Source organism: Streptomyces sp. SS1-1 (assembly GCF_008973465.1).
GTDB lineage: Bacteria > Actinomycetota > Actinomycetes > Streptomycetales > Streptomycetaceae > Streptomyces.
In genome coordinates, this window is sequence record NZ_WBXN01000004.1 from 4,994,326 (window position 1) to 5,016,526 (window position 22,201).

Consider the following 22,201-nt stretch of genomic DNA (forward strand, 5'->3'; position numbering starts at 1 on the left):
GGTGGAAACCGCCCCGCGCGCGGGCTCTCAGGCGGCGTCCTTGCGCAGCCGGAACCAGTAGAAGCCGTGGCCCCCGAGCGTCAGCAAGTACGGCAGATCACCGATGGCCGGGAATCGCACCCCGCCGAACAGCTCGACCGGATGGCGGCCGGTGAACGGGCTGAGGTCGAGTTCCGTGGGCTGCGCGAACCGCGAGAAGTTGTTCACGCAGAGCACGAGGTCGTCCTCGTACTCCCGCAGGAACGCGATGACCGCCGGGTTCGACGACTGGAGTTCGGTGTAGGAGCCGAGTCCGAAGGCGGGGTTCTGCTTGCGGATCTCGATCATGCGCCGGGTCCAGTGCAGCAGCGACGACGGCGAGGACATCGACGCCTCGACGTTCGTGACCTGGTAGCCGTAGACCGGATCCATGATCGTCGGCAGGAACAGCCGCCCGGGGTCGCTCGACGAGAAACCGGCGTTGCGGTCCGGCGTCCACTGCATCGGCGTGCGCACGGCGTCGCGGTCACCGAGCCAGATGTTGTCGCCCATGCCGATCTCGTCGCCGTAGTAGAGGATCGGCGAGCCCGGCAGGGACAGCAGCAGGGCCGTGAACAGTTCGATCTGGTTGCGGTCGTTGTCCAGCAGGGGGGCCAGCCTGCGCCGGATGCCGATGTTGGCGCGCATACGCGGGTCTTTCGCGTACTCGGCCCACATGTAGTCGCGTTCCTCGTCGGTGACCATCTCCAGGGTCAGCTCGTCGTGGTTGCGCAGGAAGATGCCCCACTGGCAGCCCGACGGGATGGCCGGGGTCTTCGCCAGGATCTCGGAGACGGGGTAGCGGGACTCGCGGCGCACGGCCATGAAGATGCGCGGCATGACGGGGAAGTGGAACGCCATGTGGCACTCGTCGCCGCCGGAGGAGTAGTCGCCGAAGTAGTCGACGACGTCCTCCGGCCACTGGTTCGCCTCGGCCAGCAGCACCGTGTCCGGGTAGTGCGCGTCGATCTCCTTGCGCACCCGCTTCAGGAACTCATGGGTCGCCGGCAGGTTCTCGCAGTTGGTGCCCTCCTCGGCGTAGAGGTAGGGGACGGCGTCGAGGCGGAAGCCGTCGATGCCGAGGTCGAGCCAGAACTTCAGCGCGGAGAGGATCTCCTCCTGCACGGCCGGGTTCTCGTAGTTGAGGTCGGGCTGGTGGGAGAAGAAGCGGTGGAAGTAGTACTGCTTGCGGACCGGGTCGAAGGTCCAGTTGGACGCCTCGGTGTCCACGAAGATGATCCGGGCGTCGGGGTAGGCCTTGTCGTCGTCGGCCCACATGTAGTAGTCGCCGTAGGGGCCCTCGGGGTCCTTGCGGGACTCCTGGAACCACGGGTGCTGATCGCTCGTGTGGTTCATGACGAAGTCGATGATGACCCGCATGCCCCGCTGGTGGGCCGCGTCCACGAACTCCACGAAGTCCGCGAGGTCGCCGAACTCGGGGAGCACGGAGGTGTAGTCGGAGACGTCGTAACCGCCGTCGCGCAGCGGCGACTTGAAGAAGGGCGGCAGCCACAGGCAGTCGACACCCAGCCATTGCAGGTAGTCGAGTTTCGCGGTCAGGCCCTTGAGGTCGCCGACGCCGTCGCCGTTGCTGTCCTGGAAGGAGCGGACCAGGACCTCGTAGAAGACGGCGCGCTTGAACCAGTCGGGATCACGGTCGTTCGCGGGGGTGTCCTCGAAGGTGTCCGGGACGGGCTCGTTGACGATCATGTGGCGGGTGACCCTCCGATCTGCGGGGTGGACGGTCGCAGAGCCTGGCCGCGCGCATCCCGGGGACGCCCCCCGGGCTCCCGGCCGACGACGAGCACATGCGCGCCGCCGGGCAGGAGACGCACATAGTTCGCTCTGCCCCAGTGATAGGTCTCGCCGGTGAGCTCGTCGCGCACCGGCACCGACTCGTGCCAGTCCAGGCCGAGTTGCGGCATGTCCAACGAGACCGTGGCCTCCTGGGTGTGGTGAGGGTCGAGGTTGGCGACCACCAGAACCGTGTTCGAACCGCTGCGCTTCGAGTAGGCGATCACCACCTCCTTGTCAGCGTGGTGGAAGTGCAGGTCACGTAGCTGCTGGAGGGCCGGATTCGCCCGCCGGACCGCGTTCAGCCGGGTGATGAGGGGGGTGATGGTGCGGCCCTCGGCTTCGGCGGTCTCCCAGTCCCGTCGACGCAGCTGGTACTTCTCGCTGTCGAGGTACTCCTCGCTGCCGTCGCGCAGGGGGGTGTTCTCGCACAGTTCGTAGCCGCTGTAGACGCCCCAGGTGGGGGAGAGGGTCGCGGCGAGGACCGCGCGGACCTCGAAGGCGGGACGGTGTCCGTGCTGGAGGTAGGCGTGCAGGATGTCGGGGGTGTTCACGAAGAAGTTGGGCCGCATGTAGGCGGCCGCCTCCCCCGACAGCTCGGTCAGGTACTCGGTGAGTTCCTGCTTCTCCGTACGCCAGGTGAAGTACGTGTAGGACTGCTGGAAGCCGATCTGGGCCAGCGTGTGCATCATCGCGGGCCGGGTGAACGCCTCGGCCAGGAAGATGACGTCGGGGTCGGTGCGGTTGATGTCGGCGATGACCCGCTGCCAGAACACCACCGGCTTGGTGTGGGGGTTGTCGACGCGGAAGATGCGCACGCCGTGGCCCATCCAGTGCCGCAGGATCCGCAGCGTCTCGGTGACCAGGCCGTCCATGTCGGCGTCGAACGCGATCGGGTAGATGTCCTGGTACTTCTTCGGCGGGTTCTCGGCGTAGGCGATGGTGCCGTCGGGGCGGTGGTGGAACCACTCCGGGTGCTTCGACACCCACGGATGGTCCGGCGAGCACTGCAGGGCGAAGTCCAGCGCGATCTCCAGCCCCAGCTCCTTCGCCCACGTCACGAACCGGTCGAAGTCCTCGATCGTGCCCAGGTCCGGGTGCACGGCGTCGTGCCCGCCCTCCGGCGAGCCGATCGCCCACGGCACCCCCACATCCTCCGGCCCGGCCGAGAGGGTGTTGTTGGGGCCCTTGCGGAACGTCGTGCCGATCGGGTGGATCGGCGGCAGGTACACCACGTCGAAGCCCATCGCGGCGATCGCCGGCAGGCGGCGCGCCGCCGTCTCGAACGTGCCGTGCGGCCGCTCGGGAGTGCCCTCCGACCGTGGGAAGAACTCGTACCAGGCCCCGTACAGGGCCCGTTCACGCTCGACCAGCAGCGGCAGCGGCTCCGACGCCGTCACCAGATCCCGCACCGGATAGCGGGCCAGGACCTCGTCGACCTCGGGGGTCAGCGCGGCCGACAGCCGCCAGGCCGCCGGGCGGGACTCGTCCCGGAGCGCCTCGGCCGCCCGCAGGACCACCGCCCGCGCGGGGCCCTCGGGCACCCCGGCGGCGGCGCGTTCGTGCAGCCGCGCGCCCTCCTCCAGCACCAGGTCGGTGTCGATGCCGGCCGGGATCTTGATCTGGGCGGTGTGCCGCCAGGTGGTGACCGGGTCGCCCCATGCCTCCACCCGGTACGTCCAGTGGCCGGGCGCGTCCGGGGTGACGGTGGCGCCCCAGCGGTCGGTGCCCGGCGCGAGTTCCCGCATCGGCGTCCAGGGACCCGGGCGGCCCTCCGGACCGGTCAGGACCACGTTGGCGGCCACCGCGTCATGGCCCTCCCGGAACACGGTCGCCGTGACCATGAAGGACTCGCCGGTCACGGCCTTGGCGGGCCGGCGCCCGTGCTGCACGACCGGACGGACGTCGAGGACCGGTATGCGCCCGACCCCGTCCGCCGCGCCGGCCGGGGCGGGCGCCGGGGGTCCCGGGTCGGCGGTGGCGGCGCCCCGGACGGGCGGGGCCGTGGCACGGGACGCCGGGTCGGCGGCGCGGGACGTCGGGGGTGAGGACGACTGGTGGTGCTTGGCGGGCATGACCGCTCCTGTCCGCGTCAACGTTGGTGGGCGGATGGCAATGGGGAGGTGGGTCCTGCGGTGTGACGGTGTCGCTGTCGGCTGCACCCCGTGGGGGTGTGCGCCCGGGAGCGCACGGGTGGGGTGTACCGGAGGAGCCTTCCCACCCTATTCGGGTGGGCAATCCGGCACTTTGTTAACTACTCACGCGTATGTCTACGCACAAGACCGGCCCCGTTCCGGACGGACGGGACCGGTCCCCGTACTCCGCCGCGACCCGTCCGCTACGGCCGCGGAACGCGCAGGAGTTCGTCCGGCGACCCGGCCCCGCGGCCGGAGATCCTGCCGGACACGGCCCGCGCCACGAGCGCCTTGGACACCTCCGCGGGCGTCGCCTTGCGATGCCCGGCCAGATAGAGCGCGGCGGCGCCCGCGACGTGCGGCGACGCCATCGACGTGCCCGAGTAGGTGGCCTTCGCCGTGTCACTCGCGTACGACGCCGAGGTGATCGACACGCCCGGGGCGAACAGGTCCAGGGCGGGGCCGTGGTTGGAGAAGGCGGCCCGGCGGTCGGTGTGGTCGGTGGCGCCCACGGTGAGCGCCTGGGACACCCCGGCGGGGGAGTACAGCGCGGCGGACCGCCCGGCGTTGCCGGCCGCCACCGTGTAGGTGACGCCGGACGCCACGGAGTTGCGTACGGCGGCGTCCAGCTGGCTGTTGCGGGGCCCGCCCAGACTGACGTTCGCGACGGCCGGCTTCCTCGCGTGCCGGGTCACCCAGTCGATGCCGGCGATGACGTCGGCGGTGCTGCCGCCGCCCGTGTCGTCCAGTACGCGCACCGACACGACCTGCGCCTTCTTGGCGATGCCGTACCGGGTGCCCGCGATCGTGCCGGCGACGTGCGTGCCGTGGCCGTTGCCGTCGCCGGCGGTCCGGTCGCCGTCCACGAAGTCCCAGCCGTACGCCGCCCGGCCGCCGAAGTCCCGGTGCGAGACGCGCACGCCGGTGTCGATGACGTACACCGTGACACCGGCGCCCGCGGACGCCGGCCACCGGTAGCTGGTGTCCAGCGGGAGATTGGCCTGATCGACGCGGTCGAGTCCCCAGGACGGAGGATTCTTCTGCGTGTCCTCCAACATCACCCGGGTGTCCTGCGTGACCGAGGCGACCCGGGGGTCGGCCGCGAGCCGCCTGGCCTGTCTCGCGTCCGCGCGGACGGCCCAGCCGTTGAGGACCGTGCCGTACGTATGGCTGATTCTCACCCCGTACCGCGCGGCGAGGCTCTTTCCGGCCGCCGACAGGGCCGGCGTGCCCTGTCTGAGGGTCACCACATAGCTGCCGCCGACGGCGCCGGGCAGCCCGGCCCCCCGTATCCGCCCCTCCGGTGCGGCGTGCGCGGGCGCGCCGACGGCCGAGAGCGCGGCGACACAGGTCACCGCGGTCAGGCCGGACGCCCAGCGCAGACGCCGTGTACGCGTCCGTGCCATGGTGTGGCTTCCCCTCCTCGAGTCGGCGCACGGCGGCCCTGGAACACCCGCTGCACCCGGGTGGGGGCCGGCGCGCCACCCGGTCACCCTCTCCTGATGCGAGAAGTCGCCACAAGAACGCCTACGGGGGTGGAATCGGCCATATCCGCCATGGCCGGATCCATAAAGGTTGCGTCCACTTTCGGACGGACATCCGTCGTACGACGCGCCCGGGCTGCGCAAAACGCACGCTGGTGACGAAGCCCCGCATACCGATACCGTCGGGGGCGTTGACGGGACCCACACCGCCGTGTGTCCCCTGCCACGTGCTGCCCGAGGTGGAAAGTGAAGGCGATCCGTCGGTTCACCGTCCGTCCTGTCCTCCCCGAACCCCTGCGGCCCCTCAGCGACCTGGCGCGCAATCTGCGCTGGTCCTGGCACGCGCAGACCCGCGAACTCTTCCGCTCCGTCGACCCCGGGCGCTGGGCCGCCTCGGGCGACGACCCCGTACGCCTCCTGGGCAGCGTCCCGCCCGCCCGGCTCGCCGAGCTGGCCGCGGACGCGCCCTTCCTGGAGCGGCTGGCCGCCGCGGCCCGCGACCTCGACGACTACGTCACCGGCGACCGCTGGTACCAGCGGCAGCCCGACGGGCTCCCCGCGGCCGTCGCCTACTTCTCGCCCGAGTTCGGCATCACGGCCGCCCTGCCGCAGTACTCCGGCGGCCTCGGGATCCTCGCCGGCGACCACCTGAAGGCGGCCAGCGACCTCGGCGTCCCCCTGATCGGCGTCGGCCTGCTGTACCGGCACGGCTACTTCCGCCAGAGCCTGTCCCGGGACGGCTGGCAGCAGGAGCACTACCCGGTGCTCGACCCCAACGAGCTGCCGCTCGCCCTGCTGAAGGAGGCCGACGACACGCCCGCCAGAATCCGGCTGGCGCTGCCCGGCGGCCGCTCGCTGCACGCCCGCGTCTGGCTCGCCCAGGTCGGCCGGGTCCCGCTGCTGCTGCTCGACTCCGACGTCGAGGAGAACGACCTCGGCGAACGCGGCGTCACCGACCGGCTCTACGGCGGCGGCAGCGAGCACCGGCTCCTGCAGGAGATGCTCCTCGGCATAGGAGGGGTGCGGGCCGTGCGGACGTACTGCCGGCTCACCGGGCACCCCGCGCCGGAGGTCTTCCACACCAACGAGGGGCACGCCGGCTTCCTCGGCCTGGAGCGCATCGCCGAACTGTGCGCGCGGGACCTCGACTTCGACGCGGCGCTGGAGGCCGTCCGGGCGGGCACGGTGTTCACCACGCACACCCCCGTCCCGGCCGGCATCGACCGCTTCGACCGCGAACTGGTCGCCCGTCACTTCGGGCCCGACGCCGAGCTGCCCGGCCTCGACGTGGCCCGCATCCTCCAGCTCGGCATGGAGACCTACCCCGGCGGCGAGGCCAACCTGTTCAACATGGCCGTGATGGGGCTGCGCCTGGGCCAGCGGGCCAACGGGGTGTCCCTGCTGCACGGCAACGTCAGCCGCGAGATGTTCTCCGGGCTGTGGCCGGGCTTCGACCCCGACGAGGTCCCGATCACCTCCGTCACCAACGGCGTGCACGCCCCGACCTGGGTCGCCCCCGAGGTGTTCCGGCTCGGCGCCGACCGGATCGGCGCCCGGCGCATGGAGGACGCGCTCACCGTGGGCGGCTCCGACCGCTGGGACGCCGTCGCCGACATCCCCGACCAGGACGTCTGGGAGCTGCGCCGGGTGCTGCGCGAGCAGCTGGTGCAGGAGGTGCGCGAGCGGCTGCGCGCCTCGTGGCGGCAGCGGGGCGCCGGGACCGCCGAACTCGGCTGGGTCGACGGGGTCCTCGACCCCGACGTCCTCACCATCGGCTTCGCCCGCCGCGTCCCCTCGTACAAGCGGCTGACGCTGATGCTGCGGGACCCCGACCGGCTCATGGGCCTGCTGCTGCACCCGGAACGGCCCGTGCAGATCGTGGTCGCCGGCAAGGCGCACCCGGCGGACGACGGCGGCAAGCGGCTCGTGCAGGAACTGGTGCGGTTCGCGGACGACCCGCGGGTGCGCCACCGCATCGTCTTCCTGCCGGACTACGGCATGGCGATGGCCAAGAAGCTCTACCCCGGCTGCGACATCTGGCTGAACAACCCGCTGCGGCCCCTGGAGGCCTGCGGCACCTCCGGCATGAAGGCCGCGCTGAACGGCTGCCTCAACCTGTCCGTCCTGGACGGCTGGTGGGACGAGTGGTTCCAGCCCGACTTCGGCTGGTCGATCCCCACGGCCGACGGCACCGGCACCGACCCCGACCACCGGGACGACATAGAGGCCGCGGCGCTGTACGACCTGCTGGAGCAGAGGATCACGCCCCGCTTCTACGAACGCGGACGCGACGGCCTGCCGGACCGCTGGATCGAGATGGTCCGCCGGACCCTGACCCTCCTCGGCCCGAAGGTGCTGGCCGGCCGGATGGTCCGCGAGTACGTCGACCGCCTCTACACGCCCGCCGCGCACGCCCACCGCGCGATGACCCCGGACGCGGCACGTGAGCTGGCGGGCTGGAAGGCCCGGGTGCGCGCCGCGTGGCACGCCGTCACCGTCGACCACGTCGAGACGTCGGCCGCGGAACCGACCGCGGAACTCGGCTCGACGCTGAGCCTGCGCGTCCGGGTCGGCCTCGGCGAGCTGGGCCCGGAGGACGTGGAGGTGCAGGCCGTCTCGGGCCGCGTCGACGGCGAGGACCGGATCGCGGACGCCTCGACCGTGCCGCTCAAACCGGTGGGCAGCCCCGACGCGGACGGCCGCTGGGTCTACGAGGGCCCGCTCTCCCTGGACCGCACCGGCCCCTACGGCTACACGGTCCGCATCCTCCCCTCCCACCGCCTCCTGGCCTCGAGCGCCGAACTCGGCCTGCTGGCGGTGCCCTCCCAGGAGACGGGGGAGGGGGGCGGGGTGCTCCTGCGGTGACCGTGCGCCCGGCCGGTCCGCCGGCCGGGCGTCAGAACTCGGACGCGGGCGCGCACAGCCTGCGCAGCACCGCTCCGCACCGCCGGGCGTAGGCGTGCTGGAGGCCGCGGGTGGCCGGGCCGCCCGCGCGGGAGTACCACTTGGCCGGGCGGCTGAAGGCGTTCACGGTCAGCCAGACCGTGCCGTCGCCGGTGCGCTCCACGACGAAGGCCTCCTCGCCGCACTCGGGGTGGCCGGTGAGGGTGCCGTAGGCCCAGCCGGTCCTGCGGTACTCCTCCACCGTCCACACGACCCGGCAGGGGGCCTTGATCACGCCGGCGAGGGTGACCGTGACGTCGACGCCGGTGGCCGCGCGGTCGGCCGAGGCGTCGACGCCGACGCCCATCGCGCGGTGCATCTCCCAGGTCATCACCGCCTCGGCGGCTCTGCGGAAGACGTCCTCGCCCTCGCCTATGCGGGTGCGCACGTGGAGGGGGTGGAAGCCGGGCGGGCAGAAACCGGTCTCCCGGGTCGCGCCGACGTGGTCGTACGTGAAGGACATGGGCACCAAGAGTAGGGCGGCACCCGGGGACGTGGTCGTCCCGGGTGCCGCCCGCCGGTCAGGACCGGGTCAGCTCACGTTGACCGCGGCCCAGGCGGCGGCCACCGCCTTGTACTCGGTGCTGCTGGAGCCGTACAGGGCGGACGCCGCGTTCAGCGTCGCCGTGCGGGCGCCGGCGTAGTTCGTCGTCGACGTCATGTAGGACGTCAGCGCCTTGTACCAGATCTGCACGGCCTTGGCGCGGCCGATGCCGGTGACCGTCGAGCCGTTGGACGTCGGGGAGTTGTAGCTCACCCCGTTGATCGTCCGGGCGCCGCTGCCCTCCGCGAGGAGGAAGAAGAAGTGGTTCGCGGGGCCCGACGAGTAGTGCACGTCGAGGTTCTTCAGGCTCGACGACCAGTTGTCGGCGGACGCGCCGTCCTTGCTGGGCTTGTCCATGTAGCGCAGCGGCGTGCCGTCGCCGTTGATGTTGATCTTCTCGCCGATGAGGTAGTCGCCGGCGTCGGAGGAGTTGCCCGCGTAGAACTCCACCGCCGTGCCGAGGATGTCCGAGGTGGCCTCGTTCAGGCCGCCGGACTCGCCCGAGTAGTTCAGGCCCGCGGTGTTGGAGGTGACGCCGTGGGTCATCTCGTGGCCGGCCACGTCCAGCGAGGTCAGCGGGTGGGTGTTGCCCGTGCCGTCGCCGTAGGTCATGCAGAAGCAGCTGTCGGACCAGAACGCGTTGACGTAGGCGTTCCCGTAGTGCACACGGGAGTAGGCGGCCTGGCCGTTGTTCTTGATGCCGTTGCGGCCGAAGGTGTTCTTGTAGAAGTCCCAGGTGACCTGGGCGCCGTAGGCGGCGTCCACGGCGGCCGTCTGGTCGCTGGTCGAGCTGGAGGCGCTGCCGGTGCCCCAGACGTCGTCCGCGTCGGTGAACAGGGTGCCCGTGGCCGAGCTGGTGCTGCGCGCCTTGTTGTACGTCTTGTGGCCGCCGCGGGAGGTGTCGTACAGCTGGTACGTCGAACCGGACTTGGTGGTGCCGAGGGTGACGGTGCCCGAGTACAGGCTCTTGCCGCTGCCGGTCTCGATGCCCTGGAACTCGTAGAGCTTGGCGCCGGTGGCCGCGTCGGTGATGACGTGCAGCTCGTTCGGGGTGCCGTCCTCCTGGAGGCCGCCCACGACCGTCTCGTACGCGAGGGTCGGCTTGCCGTCGGCCGCCCAGATCACCTTGCGGGCGCCGTCGGCGTCGGCCTTCTCGGCGCCGGCCGCCTCGGCCCGCTTCAGGGCCTGGCCCTCGGCCTTCGAGGCGCTGATCGCCGGCTTCAGCGAGGACACCTTGATGGCGGCCTTCGTCGCCTTGGTGACGCCCTTGCGCGCCCCGGACGCCGACTCGTGGACGACGAGGTCGCCGCCGAGGACGGGGAGCCCGGCGTAGGTGCGCTCGTAGCGGGTGTGGACGGAGCCGTCGGCGTCCTTGACGACGTCTCTGACGACCAGCTTCTCCTGGGCGCCGAGGCCGAGGTCCTCGGCGGTCGCGGCGGCCTGGGCCTGCTGGTCCTGGATCAGGGCGGTGCGCGCCGCGGGCGCCAGGGCGACCGGGACGGCGAGCGGTGCGGCCTCGGCGCCGCCGGCGGGGGCCGCGGACGACGTCCCGGCGGTGAGGGCGGTGGTGAGGAGGGCCCCGGCCGCGACGGCGGTGGATATGGCCAGGGTGGTGCGCTTGCGACGCGCGTAGAGGGGGGTCACACGGGCTCCTTGGTGGGGGAAGGACGGGGAGTTCTGTGCGGCGGTTGAGGGAAGAGTGGCATCTAAGTCGCGTACATGTCATGAGCCCGAGATGATGTTGACCTGAACTTGACCATTCACCAAATGTTTCTGATAAATGAACGGGCGCCGCCCCGGCGGGAGTTGAACCCACCGGGACGGCGCCCCGTACCGGGAAGCACCGCGTGCGTGCGGCCTACGGGAAGGTCAGCTTCCAGCTGTTGATGTAGCCGGTGTCGAGCGACGCGTTGTCCTGGACCCGCAGTTTCCAGACACCGTTGGCGGCCTCGGAGGAGGCGTTCACGGTGTACGTCGTGTCGATGTTGTCCGCGCTGCCGCCGGTGCCGTAGTTCTTCAGGACGTACACGCTGCCGTCCGGAGCGATGAGGTCCACCTTCAGGTCACCGATGTAGGTGTGGACGATGTTCACGCCGACCTGGAGGTTGGAGGGCGCGTTGCCGGTCCGCCCCGAGACGGTGATCGACGAGGTGACCGCCGAACCCCGGTCCGGGATGGCGACGTCGGTCGTGTTCTCGAAGGTGGTGCCGCCACCGCCGCCGCCCCCGTCGGAGCGGGTACCGACGTTGACGCCCGCCCAGGCGTCCTGGACCGCCTTGTACTCGGCGCTGGTGGTGCCGTACAGCTCACCGGTCGCGGCCAGGGTGCCGGTGCGGGCGGCCGCGTAGTTGGTGTTCGAGGTGAACTTCGTGGTCAGCGCGCGGAACCAGATCTTCTCCGCCTTGGCGCGGCCGATACCGGTGACCGGAAGGCCGTCCGAGGTGGGCGAGTTGTAGGTGACACCGTTGATGGTCTTGGTGCCGCTGCCCTCGCTCAGCAGGTAGAAGAAGTGGTTCGCCGGGCCGGACGAGTAGTGCACGTCGACCGAGCCGATGCCCGAGTACCAGGAGTCCTTGGACGCGCCGTCCTTGCTCGGCTTGTCCATGTACCGCAGCGGCGAGCCGTCGCCGTTGATGTCGATCTCCTCGCCGATGAGGTAGTCGCCCACGTCGGAGGAGTTGTTGGCGTAGAACTCGACGGTCGAGCCGAAGATGTCGGAGGTCGCCTCGTTCAGGCCGCCGGACTCGCCGCTGTAGACCAGGCCCGCGGTGTTGGAGGTGACGCCGTGGGTCATCTCGTGGCCGGCCACGTCGATGGCGGTGAGCGGGTGCGTGTTGCCCGAGCCGTCGCCGTACGTCATGCAGAAGCAGCTGTCGGACCAGAACGCGTTCACGTAGTTGTTGCCGTAGTGCACGCGGGAGTAGGCGCCGACGCCGTCGCCCCGGATGCCGCTGCGGCCGTGCACGTTCTTGTAGTAGTCCCACGTCAGCGCGGCGCCGTAGTGGGCGTCGGCCGCCGCCGTCTCCGCGTTGGACGCCGAGCCGTTGCCCCACACGTCGTCGGAGCCGGAGAACAGCGTCCCGGTGCCCGAGGTGCCGCGGTTGAGGTTGTACGTCTTGTGGCCGCCGCGCGCGCCGTCGGTCAGGTTGTACGTCGACCCCGACTGCGTGGTGCCGAGCGTCACCGTGCCGCTGTACATCGTGTTGCCGGTGCCGGTCTCGATGCCCTGGTACTCGTAGAGCTTCTCGCCGGTGGCCGCGTCGGTGATGACGTGCAGCTCGTTCGGGGTGCCGTCCTCCTGGAGGCCGCCCACGACCGTCTCGTACGCGAGGGTCGGCTTGCCGTTCGCCGCCCAGATCACCTTGCGCGGCGCCTTGTCGACGTCCGCGGTCCTGGCGTCGTCGGCCTTCGCCGCGGCCAGCGCCTGCTTCTCGGCCTTCGCGGCGGGGACGGCGGCGGTGGTGGTGGCCGGCTTGATCGCGGCGCGGGTCGCCTTCACGACGTCCTTGGTGGCGCCGGACTTCGAGGTCTCCACGACCAGGTCGCCGCCGAGGACGGGCAGTCCGTCGTAGGTGCGCTCGTAGCGGGTGTGGACCGTGCCGTCGCCGTCCTTGACGACGTCACGGACGACCAGCTTCTCCTTGGCGCCGAGGCCCAGGTCCTTCGCGGTGTCCGCCTTGGTGGCGTTGGCCTCGCGTATGAGTTCGGCGCGCTGGGCGGGGGTGAGCTTGACCGACTCGGCGCCCGGGAGCACCTGGCCGGCGGTCTGGGGGGCCCGGGGCGGGGCCGCGGTCGCGGCGCCCGTCTGGACGGCTGCCGCGACGAGCGCGGCGACGCCGACGAGGGCCACGGCGGCGGCCCGGCGGCGGGGGGTGTGGGGGGTGCGTCTGTGGGAGGACCTGTCTCTCAACACTGACTCCTTCTGCGCGGCCGCGGATCACGCGACCAGGGGAGACCGGTCGGCGGGTGGGCCGTCCGGGCAGATCGGGGTGGTACGCAGAACGACGTGCGTGCGGAGCTCGGCCGCGGCCACCGCCGTGCGGCGGTGCTGTGGGGTTGCTGAGTCGCGGCCGTGGGAAGAGTGGCAGGTGATTGCGGTTTCTGTCAGGGGCGCGTCAGGAACTTGGCCGGAAATCGTTCGTTGTCCGGGAGTTCACGTTCGATAAACGGACCGGACGCCTCGGGCGCCCCGGATGCCTCGGGGCGCCCCGACCGCCTCAGACGTCGATGCGCTCCAGATCGCGCAGCCACGCCGCCGCGTTGCCGTCGGAGGGCGCCCGCCAGTCGCCGCGCGGGGAGAGCGAGCCGCCGGCCGACACCTTCGGTCCGTTGGGCATCGCGGAGCGCTTGAACTGTGCGAACGCGAAGAAGCGACGGCAGAAGACCTCCAGCCAGCGCCTGATCTCCGCCAGGTCGTACGCCACCCGCTTGGCCTCGGGGAAGCCGGGCGGCCAGGCGCCGGCCTCGGCGTCGTGCCAGGCGTGCCACGCCAGGAAGGCGATCTTCGACGGCCGGAAGCCGTACCGCAGCACATGGAACAGCGTGAAGTCGTGCAGCGCGTACGGCCCGATCTTCGACTCCGTCGACTGCATCTCCTCGCCCGGCACCAGCTCCGGGCTGATCTCGGTGTCCAGGATCGCGGTCAGCGTGCGGCCGGTCTCCTCGTCGAACTGGCCGGAGGCGACGACCCAGCGGATCAGATGCTGGATGAGTGTCTTCGGCACCCCGCCGTTGACGTTGTAGTGGCTCATCTGGTCGCCGACGCCGTACGTCGACCAGCCCAGCGCCAGCTCCGACAGGTCGCCCGTGCCCAGCACGATCCCGCCGCGCTGGTTCGCCAGCCGGAACAGGTAGTCGGTGCGCAGACCGGCCTGCACGTTCTCGAAGGTGACGTCGTACACCGGCTCGCCGGACGCGAACGGGTGGCCCATCTCCTCCAGCATCAGCCGCGCGGTCGGCGTGATGTCCAGCTCCGCCGCGGTGACGCCCAGCGAGTTCATCAGCTTGTGGGCGTTGTCCTTGGTGTGGTCGCTGGTGGCGAAGCCCGGCAGCGTGAACGCCAGGATGTCGCTGCGCGGCCGGCCCGCCCGGTCCATCGCGCGGGCCGCGACGATCAGCGCGTGCGTGGAGTCCAGACCGCCGGACACCCCGATGACGACCTTCGGGTTCCCGATCGCGGCCAGCCGCTGCTGGAGCCCCGCGACCTGGATGTTGTACGCCTCGTAGCAGTCCAGCGCGAGACGGTCGGCGTCCGCGGGCACGAACGGGAACCGCTCGAGCCGGCGCCGCAGGCCCAGGTCGCCGGCCGGCGGGTCCAGCAGGAACGCGATCCGCCGGAAGTCGCCGGTGCGCCCGGCGTGGGTGCGCCGGTTGTCGTCGAACGTGCCCATCCGCAGGCGCTCCTGGCGCAGCAGGTCCAGGTCGACGTCGGCCACCGCGAACTGGTCGTCGGCGGAGAAACGGTCCGTCTCCGCGAGGAGCACACCGTTCTCGTAGATCATCGTCTGCCCGTCCCAGGACAGGTCCGTCGTCGACTCGCCCAGCCCGGCCGCCGAGTACACGTACGCCGCCAGGCAGCGCGAGGACGCCGAACGGCACAGCAGCCGCCGGTCCTCGGCCCGGCCCACGGTGATCGGGCTGCCCGACAGGTTCGCGAGCACCGTCGCACCCGCGAGCGCCGCCTCCGCGCTCGGCGGCACCGGCACCCACATGTCCTCGCAGATCTCCGCGTGCAGCACCAGTCCCGGCACGTCCCGCGCCTCGAAGAGCAGGTCCACGCCGAACGGGACCTCCTCGCCGCCGATCCGGATGGTGCCGCCGCGCTCGTCGTCACCGGACGCGATCTGCCGCTTCTCGTAGAACTCGCGGTAGTTCGGCGGGTACGACTTCGGCGCCACCCCGAGGATCCGGCCCCGGTGCACCACGACCGCGCAGTTGTAGACCCGGTTCCGGTGGCGCAGCGGGGCGCCCACCACGAGGACCGTCAGCAGGTCCGCCGACCCGGCGACGACCGTGTCCAGCGCCCGCTCCACGTCGTCCAGCACCACGTCCTGGAGCAGCAGGTCCTCGATGGAGTAGCCGGTCAGCCCCAGCTCGGGGAAGACGGCGACCGCCACGCCCTCCTCGGCGCACCGCCGGGCCTGCCGCAGGGCGGCCTCCGCGTTGGCCCGCGGGTCGGCGACGACGGTGTGGCCCGTGCACGCGGCCACCCGCGCGAAGCCGTGCTGGTAGATCGACCAGAAGTTCAATGGACCGTGCTTTCTGCTGGACGTTCCTCGGTGTGGCGGGCCTCTGGGGGCGTGTCAGGCCTCCAAGGGTGTCTCCCTGGTACCCCGTCGAGCATAGATCTTCCGATCATTCGGGCACGGATTCAGGTCCCCGGCCTCAGGCGGGCCGCTCCCCGTGCCAGGACCCCCACAGCGCCGCGTACGCCCCGCCGGCCGCGACCAGCTCCTCGTGCGTGCCCAGCTCGGTGAGCAGCCCGCCCTCCATCACGGCCACCCGGTCCGCGTCGTGCGCGGTGTGCAGCCGGTGGGCGACGGCGATGACCGTACGGCCCCGCAGCACGGCTGCCAGCGCCCGCTCGGTGTGCCGGGCGGTCGTCGGGTCGAGCAGGGCCGTCGCCTCGTCGAGGATCAGGGTGTGCGGGTCGGCCAGCACCACCCGCGCCAGCGCGAGCTGCTGCGCCTGCGAGCCGTCCGTGGGGCTGCCGCCGTCGCCGAGCCGGGTGTCCAGGCCGGCGGGAAGCTCCCGCACCCAGCCGTCGGCGCCGACCGCCGTGAGCGCCGCCCACAGCGCGTCGTCCGGCGCGGACGGCTCGGCGATCCGCAGGTTGTCGCGGACGGTGCCGAGGAAGACATGGTGTTCCTGGGTGACCAGGACGACCTGCCGGCGCAGCTGCTCCGGGCCGAGTCCGGCCACCGGCACCCCGCCGACCGTCACCGCGCCGGCGGTCGGCGCGTCCACGCCGGCGAGGAGCCGGCTCAGCGTCGACTTCCCGGCGCCCGACGGGCCGACGACCGCGAGCCGTTCGCCGGGCCGCACCGCCAGATCGACCCCGCCGAGGACCTCGCCGCCCCGGTCGTAGGCGTAGCGCACACCCGTCACGTCGATGCGGTCGCCGTCGGGGGACGGGCCGTCCGCGTCCGTCGCCTGCGGGGCGCCGGCCAGCCCCTCCACGCGGGCGAACGAGGCGCCGCTGCTCTGCAGTTGCTCCACCCGCATCAGGATCTCGTCCAGCGGGTTGACCATCTGCTGGAGGTACAGCGCCGCCGCGACCACCGTGCCCAGGCTGATCGCGCCGCGCGCGTGCAGGGCCCCGCCGACCAGCAGGACCGTCACCACCGGCACCAGATAGGCGATCTCGACCGCCGGGAAGAACACCGTGCGCAGGAACAGCGTGTGCAGCCGGGCGCGGCGCGAGACGTCCAGTGCGTCCCGGCTCGCCGCCACCCGCCGCCGCTCCAGCCGCAGCGCCTCGACGGTACGGGCGCCGGACGCGGTGGCCGCCAGTATCTCGGAGACGTCCGAGTTGGCCGCGCCCTCCGCCAGGTAGCCGGCCCGGGCCCGGCGCAGGTACCAGCGCAGCACCGGCCACAGCACGACCAGGCCGAGCAGCCCGCAGGCGCCGAACAGGGGGTCGAGCACGAACACGGCGACCAGCAGGAACAGCACCTGCACGCCGTTGATGAGCAGTTCGGGCCCGGCGTCCCGCAGGGTGGTGCCGACGGCGGTCACGTCCGTGGTGCCGCGCGCCGTCAGGTCGCCGGTGCCGGCCCGCTCCACGACCGACGCGGGCAGCGCGAGCGTACGGCGGACGTACTCCTCGCGGACCCGGGCGAGGGTGCGCTCGCCGAAACGGTGGCCGACGTAGCGGGCCCAGCGGGCCAGGAGCAGCTGCGTCAGCGCCGCCACCAGGATGGCCAGGGCCAGCCGGTCCACGGCCGACACCCCGGAGCCGGCCCGGACCTCGTCGACGATCCGGCCGAGCAGCCAGGGCGCGGCCAGACCGGCGAGCGCCGCGGCCGCGTTCAGGGCGAGCACGGCCGTGAAGGCGCGGGGGTCCGCGCGCACCAGGCGGGCGGTGGCCCGGCGGACCTCCTGGGGCCCGGCCACCGGAAGCGCCCCGCGCGGGGTCTCCTCGGCGTGTTGTCCGTCCGTCACCGCACGACCTCCTCGGCGTCCTCCGCGTCGTCGTCCCGCGCCACCAGGGACCGGTAGCCGGGCTCGTCGTCCAGCAGGCCGCGGTGCGTCCCGGTGGCCGCCACCTTGCCGTCGACCAGGTAGTGCACGACGTCCGCGCGGTCCAGGACGAGCGGGGACGTCGTCGTGACGACGGTGGTGCGCCCCGCGCGGTCGGCGCGCAGCCGCTCGGCCACCCGCGCCTCCGTGTGCGCGTCCAGCGCCGACGTCGGCTCGACGGCCAGCAGCACCTCCGGGTCGGCCAGCAGCGCGCGCACCAGACGGACCCGCTGGCGCTGACCACCGGACAGGTTGCGGCCCTGCGCGTCGACCGGGGAGTCCAGGCCGTCCGGCAGACCCCGCACGATGTCCTCCGCGACCGCCGTGCGCAGAGCCCGGCCGATCCCCGTCTCGTCCCGGTCGGCGTGCCCGGACACCAACTCCCGCAGCGGGCCCGCGAACAGGTCCGCCTCGTGGTCGGCCACCAGGACGCGCTCCCGGACCCGCGCCGCCGGGATGTCGGCGAGCGGGACACCGCCCCAGGTCGCCGCCGACGGCGTGAACCGGCCGAGGCGGTCGACGACGGCCGCCGCGTCGGCGGGCCGCGCCCCGGCCAGCGCCGTCAGCCGGCCCGGCAGGACCCGCACCCCCGACTCGGGGTCGTACAGCGGCGCCGGCTCGGCGGGCGCGTCCCGGGTGCCGGTGTCCTCCATCGGCTCCAGCCGCAGGAACCGCACGACCCGCCGGGCCGCCACCACGCCCCGGCTGACCTGGTAGCCGCACTCGATGAAGAACGCCACCGGCCCCACCAGCACCGCGACATAGCCGTAGACCGACACCAGTTCGCCGACCGTGATCGCGCCCTGGGCGGCGAGCCGGGCCGCCAGCCAGGTCACCACCGCCAGGAACAGCGTCGGCAGTCCCACACCGAGCGCCTGCACCCAGCTGGTGACCGCGCCCACCCGGTAGCCCTGCGCCCGCAGCCGCTGCGAGTCACGCCGGAAGGCGTCCGCGACGAGGCCCTTGCCGCCGAGGCCGTTGAGGACGCGGAGCCCGCCCGCCAGATCGGTGATCCGCGCGGTCAGCACCCCCTGCAGCTCGCGGTACTCCGTCTCCGTGCCCTGGAGCCGCCCCAGCAGCGGCCCGACCAGCACGCCGATCAGCGGCATCCCGAGCAGCACCACGACCGCGATGGGCACCGACACCGACACCAGCAGCCCGGCCACCACCAGATAGGCGACGACCGCGCCCACCCCGGGACCCACGACGGTCAGGGACGTGCTGATGGTCTGCACGTCGCCCACCCCGATGGTGACGACCTCCCCGGCGCCTCACGCCAGGCTGTCCCGCCACGCCCGGTGCAGGTCCGCGAAGCGGCCCGTGCCCGCCACCAGGTCGGCCGGTGTGCCGTCCTCGACGATCCTGCCGTGCTCCATCACCAGCACCCGGTCGGCGATCTCCACCGTGGACAGCCGGTGGGCGATGACGACCGCCGTGCGGCCCCGCAGGACCGTCGCCATCGCGCGCTGCACGGCCCGCTCCCCGGGGATGTCCAGCGAGCTGGTCGCCTCGTCGAGGATCAGCACCGCCGGGTCGGCGAGCAACGCGCGCGCGAACGCCACGAGTTGCCGCTGGCCCGCCGAGATACGGCCGCCCCGCTTGCGGACGTCGGTGTCGTAGCCGTCGGGCAGCGCGGTGATGAAGTCGTGCGCCCCGATGGCCTTCGCCGCCCGCTCGATCTCCTCGCGGGTCGCGTCCGGCCGCCCGATCGCGATGTTCTCCGCGACCGTCCCGGAGAACAGGAACGCCTCCTGCGTCACCATCACCACCCCGCGCCGCAGCTCGGGCACCGCCAGGTCGCGCAGGTCCACGCCGTCCAGCAGGACCCGCCCCTCGGACGGGTCGTAGAACCGGGCGAGCAGCTTGGCCAGCGTCGACTTGCCCGCGCCCGTGGAGCCGACGACCGCCACGGTCTGCCCGGCCGGGAGGGTCAGGTCGAAGCGGGGCAGGACCTCGCCGCCGGTGCGGTAGGCGAACCGGACGCCGTCGAAGACGACCTCGCGCCCGGGATGCTCGCCCGCCAGGGCCGGAAGCTCCCTCGGCGCGGCCGGTTCCGGCACGGACGGCGTCTGCGCCAGCAGACCGGCGATCTTCTCCAGGGAGGCCGCCGCCGACTGGTACGAGTTCAGGAACATGCCGAGCCGGTCGATGGGGTCGTACAGCCGCCGCAGATACAGCACGGCCGCCGCCAGCACCCCGAGCGCCAGCGTGCCGCCCGCGACCCGGTAGGCGCCCCACAGCACCATCCCCGCGACCGCCGTGTTGGCGACCAGCCGGGACCCCACGACGTACCGGGCCATCTCCAGCAGGGCGTCGCCGTTGGTGCGCTCGTGCCGGTGGTTGAGGACCCGGAAGTCGTCGTCGTTGGCGCGCTCGCGGCGGAACGCGCGCACCGGACGGATACCGTTCATCGTCTCCACGAACTTCACGATGACGGCCGCGATCGCCGTGGACCGCTGGGTGTACACGCGCGCGGCCCGCCGCCCGTAGGAGCGCACGAGCAGGTACAGCGGCACGAGGGAGGCCACGGCCACCGCGCCCAGCCCGAGGTCCAGCCACAGCAGCATCGCCGAGATGTAGACGAACGACAGGATGACGGTGACGAGTTCCTGCAGGCCCTCGTCGAGCAGTTCGCGCAGCGACTCGACGTCCGTGGTGGAGCGGGAGATCAGCCGGCCCGAGGTGTACCGCTCGTGGAAGTCGACGCTCAGCGCCTGCGCGTGCCGGAAGATACGGCCCCGCAGGTCGAGCAGCACGTCCTGGTTCACCCGGGCGGACGTGCGGAAGAACGCGTACTGCAGACCGCCGGAGGCCGCCGCGCACAGCAGATAGCCGGCCGCGACCGCGATCAGCGGCCCCAGGTCGTCCCGCCGGAACGCCGGCACCGCCGAGTCGATGGCGTACGCCACGAGCAGCGGCCCCGCCTGCACGGCCGCCTGCTGGAGCAGCAGCAACAGCGTGGTCAGCGCCACCCGGGCCTTCATGGGGGCCAGCAGGGACCGCAGCAGCGCGGCCGTGGCCCCCGGCGGCGAGGGCAGGGTGTCGTGGTCGAACGCGTCGTCGGGGGCGGCGGCGCGCCCGTCGGGCCGGTCCGTGCCCGGCGGGGTGGCGGTCGTCGCCGTCATCGGGCTGCCTCCTCGGCTCCGGCCATGAGATGCGCGTACTCGGCGTTGTCCCGCAGCAGTTCGTGATGGGTGCCGACCGCGGCGATCCGGCCCCCGGAGAGGAGGGCCACGCGGTCCGCGAGCAGGACCGTCGACGGGCGGTGCGCCACGATCAGGGCGGTGGTCTGCGCGAGGACGTCCCGCAGGGCCGCCTCGACCAGCGCCTCGGTGTGCACGTCCAGGGCGGACAGCGGGTCGTCCAGCACGAGGAAGCGGGGGCGGCCCACCACGGCCCGGGCGAGCGCGAGACGCTGGCGCTGCCCGCCGGACAGGCTGAGCCCCTGCTCGCCGACCTGGGTCGCGGTGCCCTGCGGCAGGTCGTGCGCGAAGCGGGCCTGCGCGACCGCCAGGGCCCGCTCCAGCTCCGGCTCCCCGGCGTCCGCGGCGGTCCCCATGAGAACGTTGTCCGCGACGCTCGCGGAGAACAGGGTGGGCTCCTCGAACGCGACGGCCACCAAAGAGCGCAGCTCCTCGCGCGGCATCGCCGCGATGTCCCGTCCGTCCAGGGTGATGCGGCCCGCCGTCAGCTCGTACAGCCGCGGCACCAGCGCGGTCAGCGTCGTCTTGCCGCTGCCGGTCGCGCCGACGAGCGCCAGGGACTCACCGGGCCGGATGTGCAGGTCGACGCCGTCCAGGACGGGCGGCGAGCCCTCGGGGGCGTCCGGATAGCGGAACCGCACGCCCTCGAAGCGCAGCCCCCGGCCGGCCTCGTCCTCCCGGGCCCGCGCCACCTCGCGGCTCTCGGGGACCGCGTCCATCACCTCGAAGTACCGGTCGGTGGCCGTGGCCGCCTCCTGGCTCATCGCCAGCAGGAAGCCGATCGAGTCCACGGGCCAGCGCAGCGCCAGCGCCGTCGACAGGAACGCCACCAGGGTGCCCGCCGACAGGTCGCCGTCGGCGACCCGCACCGTGCCCAGCACGAGGGCCGCGCCGATCGCCAGCTCGGGGAGCGTGATGATGACGGCCCAGATCGTCGCCAGCAGCCGGGCCTTGTGCAACTCCGTGCCGCGCAGCGTCCGCGCCATCTCCCGGAACGCCCGGGCCTGGCTGCGGTGCCGCCCGAACCCCTTGACGATCCGGATGCCGAGCACGCTCTCCTCGACGAGCGTCGTCAGATCGCCGACCTGGTCCTGCGCGCGCCGCGCCACCAGCGCGTACCGCTTCTCGAAGACGACGCACATGACCATCACGGGCACCGCCGGCACCAGGATCACCAGCCCGAGCGTGACGTCCTGGACCAGCATGATGACGACGCCCACCAGGATCGTCACGCTGTTGACCAGCAGGAACGTCAGCGGGAACGCCAGGAACATCCGGACCAGCATCAGATCGGTGGTGCCGCGCGACAGCAGCTGCCCCGACGCCCACCGGTCGTGGAACGCCACCGGCAGGCGCTGCAGATGCCGGTACAGCTCCGCGCGCATCGACGCCTCGACCCCGGCCAGCGGACGCGCCACCAGCCAGCGCCGCAGCCCGAACAGCAGGGCCTCCCCTATGCCGAGGAGCAGCAGGAACAGCGCGCCGAGCCACACGCCCGCCGGGTCGCGGTCGGTGATCGGGCCGTCCACCATCCACTTCAGGACCAGCGGGATGACGAGCGCCAGACAGGAGGCGACCACGGCCACGGCGGCGGCGGTGAACCACCGTGCCCGCACCGGCCGCACGTACGGCCACAGGCGCAGCAGCGTGCGCACGGCGGATCGGTCGGTCCTGCTCCCCGGGGTTTCCTGTGTAGTGGCCATCAGCAGCGAGCCTACGGTTCGCCACTGACACTTCCCACCGAGTTTTGACCCGACCCCGGTCCGCCGCTGGTCCTACGACCTGCGTGTTCGAGCGGCCGTACGACGAAATGGGGCGAGGTCGTACCCCGGCCATCAT

Annotated in this window: 11 protein-coding genes and 1 pseudogene; 1 reads left to right on the forward strand and 11 read right to left on the reverse strand. The window is 72.4% G+C overall.

Features of this window, described 5'->3' with window-relative positions; genetic code table 11:
* Nucleotides 1-27: 27 nt before the first annotated feature.
* From treS to F8R89_RS24475, 3 genes are all read right to left on the reverse strand, one after another.
* Nucleotides 28-1,728 (reverse strand): maltose alpha-D-glucosyltransferase, encoded by a 1,701-nt coding sequence (gene treS / locus F8R89_RS24465; protein WP_151785959.1) that lies wholly within the window; start codon nt 1,726-1,728, stop codon nt 28-30.
* Nucleotides 1,725-3,887: an alpha-1,4-glucan--maltose-1-phosphate maltosyltransferase gene (locus F8R89_RS24470; protein WP_151785960.1), complete on the reverse strand. Its 2,163-nt coding sequence runs from the start codon at nt 3,885-3,887 to the stop codon at nt 1,725-1,727. The genes treS and F8R89_RS24470 overlap by 4 nt, the downstream gene beginning before the upstream one ends.
* Before the next feature lie 263 nt (nt 3,888-4,150).
* Nucleotides 4,151-5,353: a S8 family peptidase gene (locus tag F8R89_RS24475; RefSeq protein ID WP_151785961.1), complete on the reverse strand. Its 1,203-nt coding sequence runs from the start codon at nt 5,351-5,353 to the stop codon at nt 4,151-4,153.
* Nucleotides 5,354-5,677: 324 nt separating this feature from the next.
* Here F8R89_RS24475 and F8R89_RS24480 point away from each other — a divergent pair, with 324 nt between their 5' ends.
* Nucleotides 5,678-8,296 carry a glycosyltransferase family 1 protein gene (locus F8R89_RS24480; protein ID WP_151785962.1) on the forward strand — a complete coding sequence of 873 codons (2,619 nt, stop codon included), beginning with the start codon at nt 5,678-5,680 and terminating at the stop codon, nt 8,294-8,296.
* A gap of 31 nt (nt 8,297-8,327) precedes the next feature.
* Here the strand turns inward: F8R89_RS24480 and F8R89_RS24485 are convergent, their stop codons facing one another.
* The 8 genes and pseudogenes from F8R89_RS24485 to F8R89_RS24520 all read right to left on the reverse strand — a co-directional run bounded on the left by F8R89_RS24485 (nt 8,328) and on the right by F8R89_RS24520 (nt 22,065).
* Nucleotides 8,328-8,837 carry a DUF1990 family protein gene (locus F8R89_RS24485; RefSeq protein WP_151785963.1) on the reverse strand — a complete coding sequence of 170 codons (510 nt, stop codon included), beginning with the start codon at nt 8,835-8,837 and terminating at the stop codon, nt 8,328-8,330.
* A 69-nt stretch (nt 8,838-8,906) separates the two neighbouring features.
* A complete protein-coding gene (locus F8R89_RS24490; protein WP_151785964.1) occupies nt 8,907-10,562 on the reverse strand; it encodes a M4 family metallopeptidase in 1,656 nt (551 codons plus the stop codon).
* A gap of 214 nt (nt 10,563-10,776) precedes the next feature.
* Nucleotides 10,777-12,828 (reverse strand): M4 family metallopeptidase, encoded by a 2,052-nt coding sequence (locus F8R89_RS24495; RefSeq protein ID WP_151785965.1) that lies wholly within the window; start codon nt 12,826-12,828, stop codon nt 10,777-10,779.
* A 307-nt stretch (nt 12,829-13,135) separates the two neighbouring features.
* Nucleotides 13,136-15,166, reverse strand: coding sequence for an NAD(+) synthase (locus F8R89_RS24500; RefSeq protein WP_151785966.1), 2,031 nt, complete (start codon nt 15,164-15,166; stop codon nt 13,136-13,138).
* 136 nt (nt 15,167-15,302) lie between these two features.
* On the reverse strand, nt 15,303-17,081 hold the full coding sequence (locus F8R89_RS24505) for an ABC transporter ATP-binding protein (protein WP_151785967.1): 1,779 nt from the start codon (nt 17,079-17,081) through the stop codon (nt 15,303-15,305).
* Nucleotides 17,078-18,430: pseudogene (locus F8R89_RS24510) on the reverse strand (ABC transporter transmembrane domain-containing protein); the annotation flags it as partial. The gene F8R89_RS24505 and the pseudogene F8R89_RS24510, both read right to left, overlap by 4 nt.
* Nucleotides 18,431-20,284, reverse strand: coding sequence for an ABC transporter ATP-binding protein (locus F8R89_RS24515; RefSeq protein WP_151785968.1), 1,854 nt, complete (start codon nt 20,282-20,284; stop codon nt 18,431-18,433). It abuts the pseudogene before it with no gap.
* The gene (locus tag F8R89_RS24520) at nt 20,281-22,065 is read right to left on the reverse strand and encodes an ABC transporter ATP-binding protein (protein ID WP_151785969.1); all 1,785 of its coding nucleotides are present in this window, start codon (nt 22,063-22,065) and stop codon (nt 20,281-20,283) included. The genes F8R89_RS24515 and F8R89_RS24520 overlap by 4 nt, the downstream gene beginning before the upstream one ends.
* Between the last annotated feature and the right edge of the window lie 136 nt (nt 22,066-22,201).